General features: G+C 39.4%; 19 protein-coding genes, 4 tRNA genes and 1 riboswitch. Of the genes, 14 read left to right on the top strand and 9 right to left on the bottom strand.

Annotated features, from left to right (window positions below; all coding sequences use genetic code 11):
- From lolB to panD, 10 genes are all read left to right on the top strand, one after another.
- Positions 1 to 579: a lipoprotein insertase outer membrane protein LolB gene (lolB, locus tag EG365_RS12375; RefSeq protein WP_000039820.1), complete on the top strand. Its 579-nt coding sequence runs from the start codon at positions 1 to 3 to the stop codon at positions 577 to 579.
- Positions 580 to 598: 19 nt separating this feature from the next.
- Positions 599 to 1432, top strand: a complete 834-nt coding sequence (gene ispE, locus EG365_RS12370) for a 4-(cytidine 5'-diphospho)-2-C-methyl-D-erythritol kinase (RefSeq protein ID WP_000621866.1) — start codon at positions 599 to 601, stop codon at positions 1430 to 1432.
- Positions 1431 to 1505 (top strand) — tRNA-Gln (locus EG365_RS12365). Before ispE ends, EG365_RS12365 begins: the two co-directional genes overlap by 2 nt.
- A 27-nt stretch (positions 1506 to 1532) precedes the next feature.
- Positions 1533 to 1607 (top strand) — tRNA-Gln (locus EG365_RS12360).
- A gap of 21 nt (positions 1608 to 1628) precedes the next feature.
- A tRNA-Gln gene (locus EG365_RS12355) sits at positions 1629 to 1703 on the top strand.
- Between the two features lie 91 nt (positions 1704 to 1794).
- Positions 1795 to 1869 (top strand) — tRNA-Gln (locus tag EG365_RS12350).
- Positions 1870 to 1905: 36 nt separating this feature from the next.
- Positions 1906 to 2856: a ribose-phosphate pyrophosphokinase gene (locus EG365_RS12345; RefSeq protein WP_001133287.1), complete on the top strand. Its 951-nt coding sequence runs from the start codon at positions 1906 to 1908 to the stop codon at positions 2854 to 2856.
- A 99-nt stretch (positions 2857 to 2955) separates the two neighbouring features.
- The gene (gene rplY, locus EG365_RS12340) at positions 2956 to 3252 is read left to right on the top strand and encodes a 50S ribosomal protein L25 (RefSeq protein ID WP_001273421.1); all 297 of its coding nucleotides are present in this window, start codon (positions 2956 to 2958) and stop codon (positions 3250 to 3252) included.
- Between the two features lie 20 nt (positions 3253 to 3272).
- Entirely contained in the window at positions 3273 to 3854 is a 582-nt protein-coding gene (gene pth, locus EG365_RS12335; RefSeq protein WP_000065594.1) for an aminoacyl-tRNA hydrolase, read from the top strand.
- Between the two features lie 131 nt (positions 3855 to 3985).
- Positions 3986 to 4366 carry an aspartate 1-decarboxylase gene (gene panD, locus EG365_RS12330; protein ID WP_000952664.1) on the top strand — a complete coding sequence of 127 codons (381 nt, stop codon included), beginning with the start codon at positions 3986 to 3988 and terminating at the stop codon, positions 4364 to 4366.
- A 55-nt stretch (positions 4367 to 4421) separates the two neighbouring features.
- Here panD and EG365_RS12325 read toward each other — a convergent pair whose 3' ends face one another.
- A complete protein-coding gene (locus EG365_RS12325; RefSeq protein WP_000759824.1) occupies positions 4422 to 4982 on the bottom strand; it encodes a GDYXXLXY domain-containing protein in 561 nt (186 codons plus the stop codon).
- A complete protein-coding gene (locus EG365_RS12320; RefSeq protein WP_001987685.1) occupies positions 4982 to 6763 on the bottom strand; it encodes a DUF2157 domain-containing protein in 1782 nt (593 codons plus the stop codon). Before EG365_RS12320 ends, EG365_RS12325 begins: the two co-directional genes overlap by 1 nt.
- Before the next feature lie 176 nt (positions 6764 to 6939).
- A riboswitch (FMN riboswitch) is annotated at positions 6940 to 7090 on the top strand.
- A 90-nt stretch (positions 7091 to 7180) separates the two neighbouring features.
- Between EG365_RS12320 and ribB the strand changes: the two genes are divergently transcribed.
- A complete protein-coding gene (gene ribB / locus EG365_RS12315) occupies positions 7181 to 7840 on the top strand; it encodes a 3,4-dihydroxy-2-butanone-4-phosphate synthase (protein ID WP_000096538.1) in 660 nt (219 codons plus the stop codon).
- A 64-nt stretch (positions 7841 to 7904) separates the two neighbouring features.
- On the opposite strand, the gene EG365_RS12310 is transcribed toward ribB, so the two are convergent.
- Positions 7905 to 8579 carry an HAD-IA family hydrolase gene (locus EG365_RS12310; protein WP_000985175.1) on the bottom strand — a complete coding sequence of 225 codons (675 nt, stop codon included), beginning with the start codon at positions 8577 to 8579 and terminating at the stop codon, positions 7905 to 7907.
- 97 nt (positions 8580 to 8676) lie between these two features.
- On the opposite strand from EG365_RS12310, the gene EG365_RS12305 reads away from it, so the two are divergent.
- On the top strand, positions 8677 to 9444 hold the full coding sequence (locus tag EG365_RS12305) for a hydroxymethylpyrimidine/phosphomethylpyrimidine kinase (protein ID WP_001247938.1): 768 nt from the start codon (positions 8677 to 8679) through the stop codon (positions 9442 to 9444).
- Between the two features lie 45 nt (positions 9445 to 9489).
- Here the strand turns inward: EG365_RS12305 and lysM are convergent, their stop codons facing one another.
- The 6 genes from lysM to EG365_RS12275 form a co-directional block, all read right to left on the bottom strand.
- Entirely contained in the window at positions 9490 to 9963 is a 474-nt protein-coding gene (gene lysM / locus EG365_RS12300; RefSeq protein WP_000522216.1) for a peptidoglycan-binding protein LysM, read from the bottom strand.
- 190 nt (positions 9964 to 10153) lie between these two features.
- Entirely contained in the window at positions 10154 to 10390 is a 237-nt protein-coding gene (gene acpP / locus EG365_RS12295; RefSeq protein WP_001279871.1) for an acyl carrier protein, read from the bottom strand.
- 84 nt (positions 10391 to 10474) lie between these two features.
- A complete protein-coding gene (fabG, locus tag EG365_RS12290) occupies positions 10475 to 11209 on the bottom strand; it encodes a 3-oxoacyl-ACP reductase FabG (RefSeq protein WP_000191300.1) in 735 nt (244 codons plus the stop codon).
- On the bottom strand, positions 11206 to 12192 hold the full coding sequence (fabD, locus tag EG365_RS12285; RefSeq protein WP_001274814.1) for an ACP S-malonyltransferase: 987 nt from the start codon (positions 12190 to 12192) through the stop codon (positions 11206 to 11208). Before fabD ends, fabG begins: the two co-directional genes overlap by 4 nt.
- Positions 12193 to 12344: 152 nt before the next feature.
- Positions 12345 to 12530 (bottom strand): 50S ribosomal protein L32, encoded by a 186-nt coding sequence (rpmF, locus tag EG365_RS12280; RefSeq protein ID WP_000290730.1) that lies wholly within the window; start codon positions 12528 to 12530, stop codon positions 12345 to 12347.
- Between the two features lie 74 nt (positions 12531 to 12604).
- Entirely contained in the window at positions 12605 to 13165 is a 561-nt protein-coding gene (locus EG365_RS12275; protein ID WP_001275712.1) for a YceD family protein, read from the bottom strand.
- Between the two features lie 96 nt (positions 13166 to 13261).
- Here EG365_RS12275 and EG365_RS12270 point away from each other — a divergent pair, with 96 nt between their 5' ends.
- Together EG365_RS12270 and EG365_RS12265 are read left to right on the top strand one after the other, a co-directional pair.
- Positions 13262 to 13924 (top strand): elongation factor P hydroxylase, encoded by a 663-nt coding sequence (locus EG365_RS12270; protein WP_000550438.1) that lies wholly within the window; start codon positions 13262 to 13264, stop codon positions 13922 to 13924.
- 89 nt (positions 13925 to 14013) lie between these two features.
- The gene (locus EG365_RS12265; protein ID WP_000902820.1) at positions 14014 to 14631 is read left to right on the top strand and encodes an L-threonylcarbamoyladenylate synthase; all 618 of its coding nucleotides are present in this window, start codon (positions 14014 to 14016) and stop codon (positions 14629 to 14631) included.
- The last annotated feature ends 195 nt before the right edge of the window (positions 14632 to 14826 follow it).

Raw genomic sequence — 14826 nt, 5'->3', positions numbered from 1 at the left:
ATGAGCAAACTTGCCCAACTGTGCACAGCGATCTGTGGATCAAGTGTTTTATTTTTAACCGGTTGTCAGCATTTTACTCAACCTAAAGCTGCAGTTACCCACCAAGTACAAGACGAAAAACACTTCAATTTACAAGGTAAAATTGGAGTACGCACCCCCCAGCAAACTGGTAGTGCATTCTTTACATGGATTCAACAGCAAGACAATTTCGATATCGAATTAAGCGGTATTTTAGGTGTTGGAAAAACACAAATACAGGGTAAACCTGGTGAAGTTACTCTAAACAGTGCTAAAACTGGACTGATTACGGCTGCATCTCCTGAAGAACTTTTAGAGCGTGCAACTGGCTGGCAAGCACCAATTACTCATTTAACCAGTTGGATTTTAGCGAAACCTGCAACTTTAAATGCTCAAATTAGTAAAGATAATGCAAATCGTGTGAGCCAACTCATCGAAGATGGCTGGACAGTTAATTTTAGTTATGATGGTGAACAAACTCTACCAAATAAACTGATTTTAAAGCAGGCTCTTGCTGAAGATAAAGAAAACCGTATTACAATGGTGATCCAAAACCGCTAATCCTTACTTATATAAATCTATGATTCGAGTACCTTCTCCAGCTAAGCTCAACCTGTTTTTGCATATCACAGGACGTCGTGAAAATGGTTACCATGAACTACAAACTATTTTCCAACTTATTGATTTATATGACTGGATGACATTTACGCCTATATCTGAAGATGAGATTCAGATTGAAGGTTTAGGTGAGGTTCAACTTGAGCAAAATCTGATTTATCGGGCGGCACAGATATTACGCCCTCACGCTCAAAATCCTTGCGGACTCCATATAAAAATTGAAAAAAATATTCCGATGGGTGCCGGTTTAGGTGGCGGTTCTTCCAATGCAGCAACGACGCTTATTGTCTTAAATCAATTATGGCAATGTGGTCTAACTGAAGAACAATTAGCTCAGTTCGGTGTCAAGCTTGGTGCCGATGTTCCAATTTTTATTTATGGGTTAAATGCATGGGCTGAAGGGATTGGTGAACATTTATCATTCATAGACTTAGATCAAAAACAATTCATTGTTTTAAAACCTGATTGTTTTATCAGCACTCAACTGCTTTTTTCACAAAAAACATTGACAAGAGATTCTAAGCCCACTACATTTTGCGCCTATCAGTTAGAACCTTCTAATTTCGGAAATAACTTTGAGCCTTTGGCTAGAGAGTTATACCCTGAAGTTGAAGAAGCAATGCAATATCTCGATCAGTTTGGTCATGCAAAGCTTACAGGTACAGGTGCTTGTGTTTTTGCTGAGGTAACCGATGAAATGAATGTTGATGACATTCTTAAACATGCACCATGTAAAGCTTACTTGGTACATAGTTTAAAAGAATCTCCTTTACGTCATTTTAAAGTTGCAAGTTAGGGGCGTCGCCAAGTGGTAAGGCAGCGGGTTTTGATCCCGCCATCCGTTGGTTCGAATCCAGCCGCCCCTGCCATTTTCCACCTGTAATGATGATTGTATTAGGGGCGTCGCCAAGTGGTAAGGCAGCGGGTTTTGATCCCGCCATCCGTTGGTTCGAATCCAGCCGCCCCTGCCATCTTAATACAGCATCGAATTTAGGGGCGTCGCCAAGTGGTAAGGCAGCGGGTTTTGATCCCGCCATCCGTTGGTTCGAATCCAGCCGCCCCTGCCATTCTCTTATTTAAAAGACAGACTTAATTGCCTTGCTTTTTGTTGATTAACCTTGACATTGCATTGCAAAAATATTAAAGTTCTGCCGCATTAGGGGCGTCGCCAAGTGGTAAGGCAGCGGGTTTTGATCCCGCCATCCGTTGGTTCGAATCCAGCCGCCCCTGCCATCTACTTCATTACATACCAACCGCCAAGGGTGCTTCATGCCCAATCTTGTCGTTTTTAGTGGAAATGCTCATCCACAGTTCGCTCAAAAAGTCGTAAGTCACTTACATATCCCTCTAGGTGCTGCATCAGTCGGTCAGTTCTCTGATGGTGAAATTTCAGTAGAAATTACTGAAAATGTTCGTGGTAAAGACGTATTTATCGTTCAGCCTACTTGTGCTCCAACCAATGACAACCTTATGGAAATCTTGGTTATGGCAGATGCTTTGCGTCGTGCAAGTGCTGGTCGTATTACTGCTGTTATCCCTTATTTTGGTTATGCTCGCCAAGACCGTCGCCCACGTTCTGCACGTGTGCCGATCACAGCGAAAGTTGTTGCAGACATGCTTACCACTGTTGGTATTGACCGTGTCGTAATGATTGACTTACATGCTGACCAAATCCAGGGCTTCTTCGATATTCCAGTCGACAACATCTACGGTACTCCTGCTTTGCTTGCTGACTTACGTCAACAACAACATGACAACCTTATGGTGGTTTCTCCTGACGTTGGCGGTGTTGTACGTGCTCGTGCCGTTGCTAAACAGATGGGTGATATCGATTTAGCAATCATCGACAAACGTCGTCAAAAAGCCAACGAGTCGCAAGTTATGCACTTGATTGGTGACGTAAAAGATCGTGATTGCGTTATCGTAGACGACATGGTTGATACAGCTGGTACATTGTGTAAAGCAGCTGATGCGCTTAAACAATTCGGTGCACGTCGTGTTGTTGCTTACGCAACTCACCCTGTACTTTCAGGCAAAGCAATTGAGAACTTACGTAACTCTGTTATTGATGAGTTAGTTGTAACTGACACAATTCCTCTTTCTGAAGAAGCATTAAACTTAGGCAAAATTCGCCAAGTTTCTGTTGCTAGCATGGTTGCTGAAACGATTCGTCGTATTAATAACGAAGAGTCTATCAGCGCGATGTTCGATAGTTTATAATATTGCAGCTTTTTTCTTAACCCTAGCTTTGGCTGGGGTTTTCTATCACTAAACTGGTCGCAAGTTTAGTTTATTTAATCTTTAATGAGGATTTATCTCATGGCAAACTTCGTATTAAACGCTCAAGCGCGTGCTGAAGACAAACAAGGGAAAGGTGCGAGCCGCCGCCTTCGTCGCGAATCTTTAGTTCCAGCTATCATCTACGGTGGTAACGCTGAGCCTGTAGCAGTTACTTTAGAACTTCGTGAGCTTGTAAAAGCTTTAGAAAGCAACGCTTTCTTTGAAGAAGTTGTTGAAATCAAAGTAGGTGACAAAGTTGAAAACGTTAAAATCCAAGCGTTACAACGTCACCCAGCTAAAAACACTCCTATGCACGCTGACTTCAAACGCGCATAAGTGTTTAAAGGCGTAGATTAGTGTCAAATATTTCGCTAATTGTTGGTTTGGGCAATCCTGGTTCAGAATATGCCCAAACCCGCCATAATGCAGGTTTCTGGTTCGTCGAACAGCTTGCAGATAAATATGGCATTACATTAAAAAATGATCCAAAATTTCACGGAATCAGTGGTCGTGGTAATATAGAAGGGCATGATGTTCGCTTACTTCTACCTATGACTTATATGAATCGTTCCGGACAAAGTGTTGTTCCTTTCTCAAAATTCTATCAAATTGCTCCTGAAGCAATTTTGATTGCTCATGATGAACTTGATATGAACCCTGGTGTAATTCGCCTCAAAACAGGCGGTGGACACGGCGGTCATAACGGTTTACGTGATATTGTCCCGCATATTGGCCCAAATTTTCATCGTTTACGTATTGGTATTGGACATCCTGGCTCAAAAGAAAGAGTTTCTGGACATGTGCTCGGGAAAGCACCAAGTAGTGAACAAAGCCTGATGGATGGAGCAATTGATCATGCTCTCTCTAAAGTAAAGTTACTTGTTCAAGGGCAAGTACCACAGGCCATGAATCAAATTAATGCGTATAAACCAGCTTAAATTGTTGAACAATCAAGCTTGCTATCTTGCTTTTTTAGGAGCAAAATGCGCATCAGCCACCTAGCCGGCGGCAAAGGCGAAAGATTTCACCATAAGATCTTCATCTTAGGTCTACTCAGGAGACGCTAGCCATGCTATCTCGTTTATTAAAATGCAAAATTCACCGTGCAGTTGTAACCCATGCTGAACTTCACTATGAAGGTTCTTGTGCAATTGATGGCGTATTGATGGACTTAGCTGGTATTCGTGAATACGAAGAAATCCACGTTTGGAACGTAACTAATGGCAAGCGCTTCACAACTTACGCAATTCGTGGTGAAGATAACTCTGGCATTATTTCAGTAAATGGCGGCGCTGCTCACCAAGCAGATGTGGGCGATTTAGTTATTATTGCTACTTTTGGTGATTTCACAGAAGCTGAAGCAAATGCCCATAAACCACGCTTGGTATATGCGAACCCAGATAACACAGTCAATCACACAGCGAACTGTATTCCTGTGCAAGTTGCCTAATTAAAGATTTAAAAATAATAAAAAGCCCGTAAATACGGGCTTTTTTTATAAGACTTTATAAACTTCTGGCAGTTCCCTTCCACCAGCTCTGTTGCTGCTTACAATTTAGAGGCTGTAGCTCTTCTCCACGTAAATCAAATAAAATCGCCTCTCCTTTTGCATTTACCTTAAATTCAGCATATTTCGCTTTCTCATAGCAATGAGCTAAGCCTTCGGCAAATAAGAAACTGCGAGAAGCTGGGTACAAAGATTGATAGTGATTGTCCGGATTTTTTAAAATTAAATTCTGCTCATTAGATAAAGAGTTAGGGTCTAAAATAGTACGGATTACTCGATTTCGTGAATCTAAAATAACTTTTGCTGGAACAGAAGCATGATTAAAAATCACCTGATCTAAAGCTTCACTTTCACTTCCTGTCAGAGCTTTGAGAGATTGTAAATTTAATTCATAAGCCAACGCCATATAGTCCCCTTGTAAAATAGAACGAGGATCAACTGGTTTCAGCTTAATAAAAATACTTTTACTCTGATGCAGGTGCCATTCATTTTTCATCACTAAACCTGCAAAAAATAAAACAGTGACTATTGCAAGCATAAGAGAGAAATACTTTTTCATTACTTTTCTCCCTCAATACAATTAATTTTAGCTTCTTTCATAAGTAGCCCATATAGAGCCAGCAATATAATGCCCGACACCAAGATTGATGCACTTTTAGCTAAAAAACTTAATTGTAAACTGTAATAAAGTTGCCAAAGCACAAAGGCAAATACTACGAGCGTAACACCATAAACAATGCGATCTTTATTTTTTAAAGCCCATGTCAAAATAACAAATAAGATGAATACTTCAAAATAGCCGAGTGCAATAAGTAATATGCCAAAAACTAAAAAGGCAAAAAAAGTTATACCGTGAAGTTGCCGATAGAGATAGAAAAAACTAAAGCATAATAACCATACGCACGGCAATGCATAAAGGAACCATAGTGACTGATCAGCCGAATCAACAAGTGCTAATCCTATAAAGGTATCAAAGAATGAACTCACCCAAATTACAACGAGCGTACATAAGAAGATACTCCGCTTATACGATACGACCGCTTTACTTCCTATCAGTAGTACCGAGCTAAAAACCAAATAGTTAAGTAAGACTAAATTTAAATAAGTCTGAGTAGAGTTTAAGGACCATAATGAATGATCCATTTGTAGTAGATAGATTACTGCTATACCATAAGTTGCAAGCATTTGAATTAAAATAAAGAACCAGTGAGGCTTAAGAAAATAACTAATACATAAAATAAAGATCTGGGCAATCAATACCCATAAAATTTGATCTGTTTCAGAACCAAGATGGAATAAAAAAGCAGTCTGTCCACTCACAAATAAACAATATGCAAACTGCCGGATGAAATAACTTTGCGATTTTGTTAGTAAAGTTATAGCTACAGCAACAAAGATGATTCCAATAATTAAGGAAATAGTCTCCCAAAACACCAAAGTAAATGCTGCAAGCGCTAGACCAGCAAGCCAAGCACCAATTGCCAAAGGAATAATATAAAAACGGCTTTGACGGAAAATCTTGATTAAGAAATAACTAATGAGTGCAAACCAAGTAAAAATAATCCCCGCGATCAATAAAAAGATGAACTCATTAGAATCTTTAAATAGTTGATTAATACCATCCACAAGCCATATGGTCGCCGTCACACCAAGAACAGCAGCCATTAAACTGGCACACAACTGATCATCTTTATTAAAAAAATAATAAAAAGCGATGATTCCTAGAAAAAAAGCCGAGATCAGATAAGATAAATTTTCACTTGATAGGAATTGAATCATTCCTGTTATTGAAATAACAGCAAACCAAGCAATAAAAATAAAACGTAAAGCCGTATATTTCTTTTGACAGATCCAAAATTGCACAAGACTTAATAAATTTAGAGCAAAAAGATAAAGATAGGGAAACTTCTCTGCCCAGAAAGCCTGTTTAAAAAATAAAAACAGGGTGAGTTGGCTTGTAATACAAATTAAAGCAAAGATTCCAATATTTGGTCGATATAGCCACGGCAATAAAAGCAAAGTCCAAATCAAGAAAAGTAAATAACTGTCTGCACCAGTTTGATAAACTTGCCCAATTACAGCCAAACTCAAACCGACCATTAAGCCGCAGATGCCATGTAAAGTTTGCCTTACTCCCTCACTTAAAGTCTTCTTGACACTCACCCAAGCTGTAATAAGTAATATAACAGGTGGAATAATGAGTTGAATGCTATCTGGAAGCATCAACCAATTAGCAGCAATTAAGTGCAGAATACTGAGCGCCATAAATACATAACTGAAAATATGGAGATGCTGAATAAATAAAGTATTCCTAAAAGGATAATAATCTCTTATCTGCATGAAACACCTGTTTTATTTATAATTTTCTAGAAAAAACATAACATTCACTTTTAAGCTCAACAAGTAAGCTCTTGTTAAAAAGCCTATTTTAATTTATGAAAATACTTATTCATAAAGAGACTTAGCATTCTACAAAAGCATCTAGCCAATTTTGCCAAGCGCGCTATAATAAAACCCATCGCTTCAGGGCGGGGTGTAATTCCCCACCGGTGGTAAAGTTAATTTTTATTGTTAAATTAACAAGCCCACGAGCTTAAATTATGTAATTTGAGCAGATTTGGTGAAACTCCAAAGCCGACGGTATAGTCCGGATGAAAGAAGACGACGAACTGAAATAAATCCATTTTATTTCAGTGCCAGCCTGTTTTTGCATCAGTCCTGAAATGTTCAACCGTATTCTTACGAGAGCGTTTCATTATGTCTAGTTTAATTCAACCAGAACTTTTTTTCTCAGCCCTCTCTCCTGCTGAGCAACGCATTCAACAAGCATTAGAAGATATCCGTCAAGGCAAACCTGTCTTGGTGATGGATGACTTCGATCGTGAAAATGAAGCAGATTTAATTGTTGCAGCAGAAACCCTAACTGTTGAGACCATGGCACGTATGATTCGTGATGGCTCAGGTATCGTATGTTTATGCCTTACTGAAGAGTTAGCTGATCATCTTGAACTTCCACCAATGGTTTCTCAAAACTCAAGTCAGTTTCATACTGCATTTACAGTGACTATTGAAGCTGCTCAAGGCGTTACCACTGGCGTTTCTGCTAAAGACCGTGTAACAACGATTAAAACTGCTATTAAAGATGGTGCTGTTGCAACTGATCTTAACCGTCCAGGCCATGTTTTCCCATTACGCGCACGTAATGGTGGCGTGCTTACCCGTCGAGGTCATACGGAGGGGACTATTGATCTAGCAAGATTAGCTGGTTTAAAACCTGCTGGAGTGTTATGCGAATTAACCAATCCGGATGGGACAATGGCATCAGGAATTCAAGTTTTAGCATATGCTCAAACTCATCATTTAACTGTGATTACGATTGAAGAACTTGTTCAATACCGCCAGCAACACGGTATTTAAAATAAATAAAAAGGTTTGACTTGTTCACTTGCAGGTCAAACCTCTAAATTATAATTCTTGAAATTTAAGAAACTTTCTTTTGTGCGGCCTGTTCTTCAACATAATCTAAAAGTTCAGAAAATTTTGTAATCTTTGCTTTAGGTTGTGCTTGAGTAAGTTCTTCTGGTGTCCCATAACCATAAGTCACCGCTACCGCTTCAATACCATTATGGCGGGCGCCTAAAACATCATATTGACGATCACCCACCATCAGGCATTCTTCTGGGTTTAATTGCTCACGTTCAAGAATATAATGGATAAGCTCAGCTTTATTGGTCCGCTCACCCGTTAATTCACTACCGTAAATTTGTACAAAATATTGGCTTAATTCAAAATGATCTAAAATTCGTTTTGCATAAATCGTTGGTTTAGCAGTAGCAACGAACAACCGATACCCTTCTGCTTTTAAGGCCTTAAGTGTTTCCGCAACAGATGGATATACTTCATTTTCAAATAAACCAATCACCGAGAAACGCTCACGGTAAGCAAGTAAAGCTTGCTCAGCTAGTGCATCATCTTGAGTAGCTAATAATTTTGCTAATGACGCTTTTAAAGGTGGGCCAATCGTCCAATCAATATTTAAATCGGCAGCTAATGGATAACCTAACTTATCCATTGCATAACGAATTGATGTATGGATACCAACTTTAGGATCTGTTAAGGTTCCATCTAAATCAATCAAAATATGTTTTATAGCCATTCAATCACTAACCCAGTAAAGTATTTAATTCAATTGGTCGAGAGTTTAATTAAACTCTCTTATACTAACGTAAATTTAAATTGAAAAGGAAATAACCGTGCGTCCAACCGTACTTTGTTTCTCGGGTTTAGACCCTTCAGGTGGTGCAGGTTTACAAGCCGATATTGAAGCGATTGGACAAAGTGGTGCACATGCAGCAATTGCATGTACAGCCCTCACCATTCAGAATTCTCAACAAGTATTTGGCTTTGAAGCAACCTCAAAAGAACTATTATTAGCCCAAGCAAATGCTGTTGTAGGCGATTTACCCATTAAATGTGTTAAGTCTGGCATGCTAGGCACTACCGACAATATTGCGGCTCTAGCCGAATTTTTACGTGCTCATCCTGACTATCAATATGTACTTGACCCTGTCTTAGTTGCAAACAGTGGCGGTTCGTTAGGAGACCAAGCAACTTTAGTTAAAGCATTTGTTGAACTGATTCCCCTAGCGACACTCATTACTCCAAATACAGTTGAATTGCGCGCTTTAACAGGCGTTACCGACTTAGATCAGGCAACCCAAAAGTTATTTGAAATGGGTGCCAAGGCTGTATTAGTGAAAGGTGGACACGAAGATACACCTGACTTTATTAAAAATAGTTTATATATTGATGGCGAGCTTGCAGCAAGTAGTACATGTCCGCGCCTTGAAGGTGAGTATCATGGCTCAGGTTGTTCATTAGCGAGTTTCATTGCAGGTCGTTTAGCTCTAGGTGACTCTTTAAAAATTGCAGTTCAACATGCAGAAACATGGTTATTTGGTGTGTTAAAAAATGCTGAAACACCTGTACTCAATGGACAAAAGATTCCAAAACGGTTTTAACCAATAAATAAAAAAGGCGCTTTAAGCGCCTTTTTTATATTCCTATTATTGAGGAATACGTAAAACTTGTCCTGGAAAAATCTCATCTGGATCTTTCAGCATTGGTTTATTCGCTTCAAAGATTTTTTGATATTGATTGGCATCACCATAAAACTCTTTAGCAATTTTTGAAAGATTATCACCAGATTTCACTGTATAAAATTTGCTTTCTGGCTCAGGAGTTGCAACAGTCATCTGGTCATCTACTTGTGCCACATGATCTACATTACCCACAATAAGAATGATTTTTTCTTTATCTGCTTGGCTTTGGACTTGTCCTTTAATAATAGCAGTGTCAGTTGAGCCATTATATGTTACAGATAAGCCTTCCACCCCAAGGCCTAAGCTTTTAATCAATCCCAATAATTTATTCGCAATTTCTTGTGCAGAAGGTTCTGCTGGTGTTGCTGGAGCTGCTTGTGGTTCTGCTGGTGCGGTATTTTTCTTACCAATACCTTTTACAAAATCAAAAAGACCCATTATTTAGTCCTCATATTATTGTTTATAGTAAAGTCATTAAACTGACCCTTATTGTTATACTTGAAAAAAGAGATACCTCTGCTATCAATTGAGGTTGATCTTGTAAAAATATGTATCTCTATCAATTATCTTACTCGTATAAAAAAAGCCACCTTCCGGTGGCCTTCTTTTTTAATCAGCAATATGCGAATTAACCAAGTTTTTTAGTTACATAGTCAATTGCAGATTGAACTGTAGTGATTTCGTTTGAATCTTCATCAGGGATAGTGATGTCGAAGTCATTTTCGAAAGACATAACAAGTTCAACTAAATCTAAAGAGTCAGCACCCAAGTCATCCATGAAAGATGCTTCGTTTTTAATCTCTTCAGCTTTAAGACCAAGTTGTTCTGCAACCGCTTGTTTAACGCGTTGTTCGATATCGCTCACAGGAATTCTCCTCATTGCTTGTGGCGTTTGATTTGCCACTAGTTTAATTGAATATAAAAATTTTTAAAAGTTTATACATCGGCGTTAGGCCATGTATAAACCACCATTTACATGTAATACCGTACCGGTAATGTAACCTGCTTTATCACTTGCAAGGAAACTCACCGCATTTGCGATATCTTGTGGCTCGCCTAAGCGATTTAAAGCCACTTGATCACTCATTTTTTTGCGAATGTCTTCACTAAGTGCATCTGTCATTTCTGTTGCAATAAAACCTGGTGCCACACTGTTTACAGTGATTTGGCGGCTACCCATCTCTTTTGCAAGACTACGGCTAAATGCTTCAATACCTGCTTTAGCAGCAGAATAGTTCGCTTGGCCTGGGTTTGCAAAGTGAGCTACAACAGAACTGATATTAATAATGCGACCAAAACGTGCTTTCGTCATACCCTTAAGCACACGTTTAGATAAACGATAAACGGCTTTAAGGTGGATATTAAGGATGTCATCCCAATCATCTTCCGACATACGAAGCAACAAATTGTCTTTCGTAATACCTGCATTGTTAACGAGAACAAGTACAGGACCATAGTTCTGTTCAATATGAGACACGACTGCTTCAATCTCATCGAGATTACGCACATCGAGAGCCAAACCTGCACCTTGTTCACCAAAGCTATCAGTTAGCTTTTGTGCACCAGATTCAGAAGTCGCAGTACCTACGACAAAATAACCGTCTTGAATAAGTTGCTGGGCAATTGCAGCGCCAATGCCCCGACTCGCGCCCGTTACTAATGCAACTTTGCGTTCTTGTGTCATGCAATTTTTCCTTCTGCCACTAAAACAGCATTTAGGGCATCTTCCATTTTGCTCTTACTATCAATAGAAAAAGCTTTTTCAATATTTGGTAAACGCTTTGCGAGATTACTCAATACTGTACCTGGGCCACACTCAACAATGTACTGAATACCTTGGTCTTGTAGAGACTGCATGGTACGTGTCCATTGTACAGACTGGTACAATTGTGCTGTTAAAGCCTGACGTAATTGAGCAACATCGGTAGCAATTCCCGCGTTGACATTTTGTATTACAGGAATGGTAGGTAGCTCAATGGCAGTTTGTTCCAAAGCTTCTGCAAATTTTTCTGCTGCCGGCTTCATCAATGAACAATGTGATGGAACAGAAACCGGTAAAGCAATTGCTTTAGCAGATTGTTCTTTTGCCAATGCCATAACTTGCTGTACAGATGCAGTACTACCAGCAATCACAACTTGACCTTGTGAATTATAGTTTGCTGCTTCAACTGAACCTTGGCCTAATGCAGATACGCTCTGGCACAATTCAACTACTTTATCATCAGCTAAACCAAGAATAGCAGCCATAGCGCCTTCCCCTTGAGGAACAGCATTTTGCATGAGTTTTCCACGCAAATTAACTAACTTAACTGCATCCGCCAAACTCATTGAACCTGCTGCAACTAAAGCGCTGTATTCACCTAAAGAGTGACCTGCAAGGTATTTAGGAGCTAAACCACCTAAATCTAACCATAAACGCCATAAAGCAATACTGGCAGTTAATAAGACAGGCTGGGTATTTTCTGTTTGGTCTAAACCTTCACCACTTTGTGCAATGTGCCAAAGATCAAATCCTAGCGCGTCTGAAGCTTCGGCAAAAGTTTGCCCAACTCCACTAAACTGTTCTGCGAGTTCAGCGAGCATACCAACTTTTTGTGAACCTTGACCTGGAAACACAAATGCAGTTTTTGTGGCTAAAGCTACTTGTTCAAGACGTTTAGCAGACATAAGAAATCCTTTTTGGGTTTTCACTCATTTCTCTGGAGAGGAAATTTAACATTTAATTTGTATATTTATAATTGCGAAAAACAACAAAAAAAGGGAGCTTTCGCTCCCATTTTTTCTATACTTAAGCATCACGCTTAATGCATATCATGCAATTATTCAGCATCAGCTGCTTTAGCGAATAATTGGCGACCACGGTAGAAACCGTCTTTAGTCACGTGGTGACGACGATGAGTTTCACCAGTTGCTTGGTCTACTGTTAATGCATTCTCGGTTAAAGCGTCATGTGAACGGCGCATGTCACGGCGAGAGCGACTTTTACGGTTTTGCTGAACGGCCATGATGGCTCCTTACAAAGATCGAAAAAATGGATCAGAACAAATTCAGTTGTCTTATCCCATAATCATAACACAAATTATGAGTTAAGTTTACCCTTCAAACCTGCCAAAACATCAAACGGATTATCCCGTTTCTCTTCGACAACGTTCTGAATGGTAGGTTGATGTTTATGTTCACAAGCATCATGCTTGGGAGATAAAGGCATCAACAATAACAGTTCATCTTCTAGTAATGCGAGTAAGTTGATCGAGGCAGGTGTATCAAAATCACCTTTTGTCGAAGACTCACTTTCACCTAAAACGATGAAATCAGCATCCTCATCCAAGCGCTCTATCAGTGACTCATCATCTACAAGTGCAATATGAAAGTCAGAAACAATTGGCATTTCAACAGGTTCCAAACAACGTTGGCACTCCATTGGAACTTTTGTTTCCATGTGACCATCTAACCACACAATGCGATGATAGGCATCCATTGATAGCTTACAGTCTATGTTGATCAATTGGTTATCAATTGACCCAACAGCTTCACGAGCAATACGAGCAAAGCGAGACAATGGCAGTTGACCTGACCATGTAAAGCCTTGTTCAGCCCATTTAAACGGCTCAATCTGTGCCGGAAAGGTATTTGCTGACATAATTAAGGCGGCAATTCTACAAATTCATCGGTACTCTGTCAAAGATTAAGATACAATTTTGTACTTCTTTAGACAGAACTCGGGGTAAATTAAGCAATGCACCTGTTGCAGCCGCAACCTGAAGTTAACACTTCATTACTCGTTTGCACCCATTCAACCCACCAGAACCCTCTTTTACCTGACGTGGTGCAACTCTCACCATGGCCAAGCTCAAAATTAGAGTCTGAGCAAGTTGATTGGCTTATTTTACACTTTAATCACTGGTTTTCCCACCATAATGTGACATTAGTTCGTGGAGAATTTGAACCAGAATATTTCCCGGCGAACGATCATGAGCCAGCGAAAATTCAATTTGCTCATGGTTTTTTCAATAGTGCTCTTCACGAAATTAGCCATTGGACAATTGCAGGTGCAAAACGTCGCCTATTACCCGATTTAGGTTATTGGTATGCGCCAGATGGCAGAACTAAAGAACAGCAAGATTTATTTGAACAAGTAGAAATCAAACCTCAAGCCATTGAATGGTTATTTGCACAGTCTTTTGGCAGAAAATTCAGAGTCTCGCTAGATAACCTTACGGGCGATGGTGGAGATGGCAGAAAGTTTAAAGATAATGTTTATGCCCAAGTTCAACGTTACTTTTCTGGTGAAGCAAAGTTGCCTGCCGATGCAGCAAGATTCATTGAATGTATTTGCCAATGTACGCGAGCAGGTGCAGCATTACAATTAAATGAATTTAAACGTGAACTCCTTGATTAAATGACAAAAAAACTACGTAAGTTACTTGCTTCATAAGTTTGAAAGGTCTAATACTATTTTTAATAATGGCGTGATGGAGTCTCTAAAATATGCTGCATTTACATGTACATCCTGAAAATCCACAGCAACGCCTCATTGAACAAGCGGTTGAGCGTATTCGTGCCGGAGATGTTGTGGTCTACCCTACCGATGCTGCCTATGCAATCGGATGCCAGATTGGTAATAAAAATGCGATGGAACGGATTGCCCAGATTCGTGGTTTAGGTCCTAAACATCAATATGCAATTATGTGTTGCGATTTATCAGATATCGCGACTTATGCCAAAGTTGATAATGCGACGTACCGTTTACTAAAGGCAAATACACCAGCCATCACCACTTTCATTTTACCGGCAACCAGTGAAGTTCCACGTAGGTTAATGCACCCTAAAAAGAAAACGATTGGTCTACGTATTCCAAGTAATCCAATTTGTCAGGCTTTATTAAAAGAGCTCGGTGAACCTTTACTCACCAGTACATTAATTTTACCGGGGCAAGAAGATCCACTAGATGATCCTTACGATATTGAAAATCAATTAGCTAAGCGTATTGATGTCTTTATTGATGGCGGTTTTGGTACTTTAACAACCACGAGTATTGTTGATTTATCAGGTGAGCATCCTGAAATTATTCGTCGTGGTGTCGGTGATGTAAGTGCTTTTGAATAAGCACTTACTTTTCATTTTTTACCAATAGTTTAAAAAAAAGCATTATCAAGAAAAAAAATACTCTTTATTTAGTTTGGATTTTTTTTACACTTTAGTCGTTAAGCAATTTATTAAAAGTCACAATTCCTTTAGAATGCTTCTCACTATCTGCTGTTCTTCTGCTACAGCTCTTATTGACTTGAAAAACAAGTCTCA

The organism is Acinetobacter sp. FDAARGOS_494 (assembly GCF_003812225.1).
Classification (GTDB): domain Bacteria; phylum Pseudomonadota; class Gammaproteobacteria; order Pseudomonadales; family Moraxellaceae; genus Acinetobacter; species Acinetobacter baumannii.
This window is presented reverse-complemented; position numbering and strand designations above follow the sequence as displayed.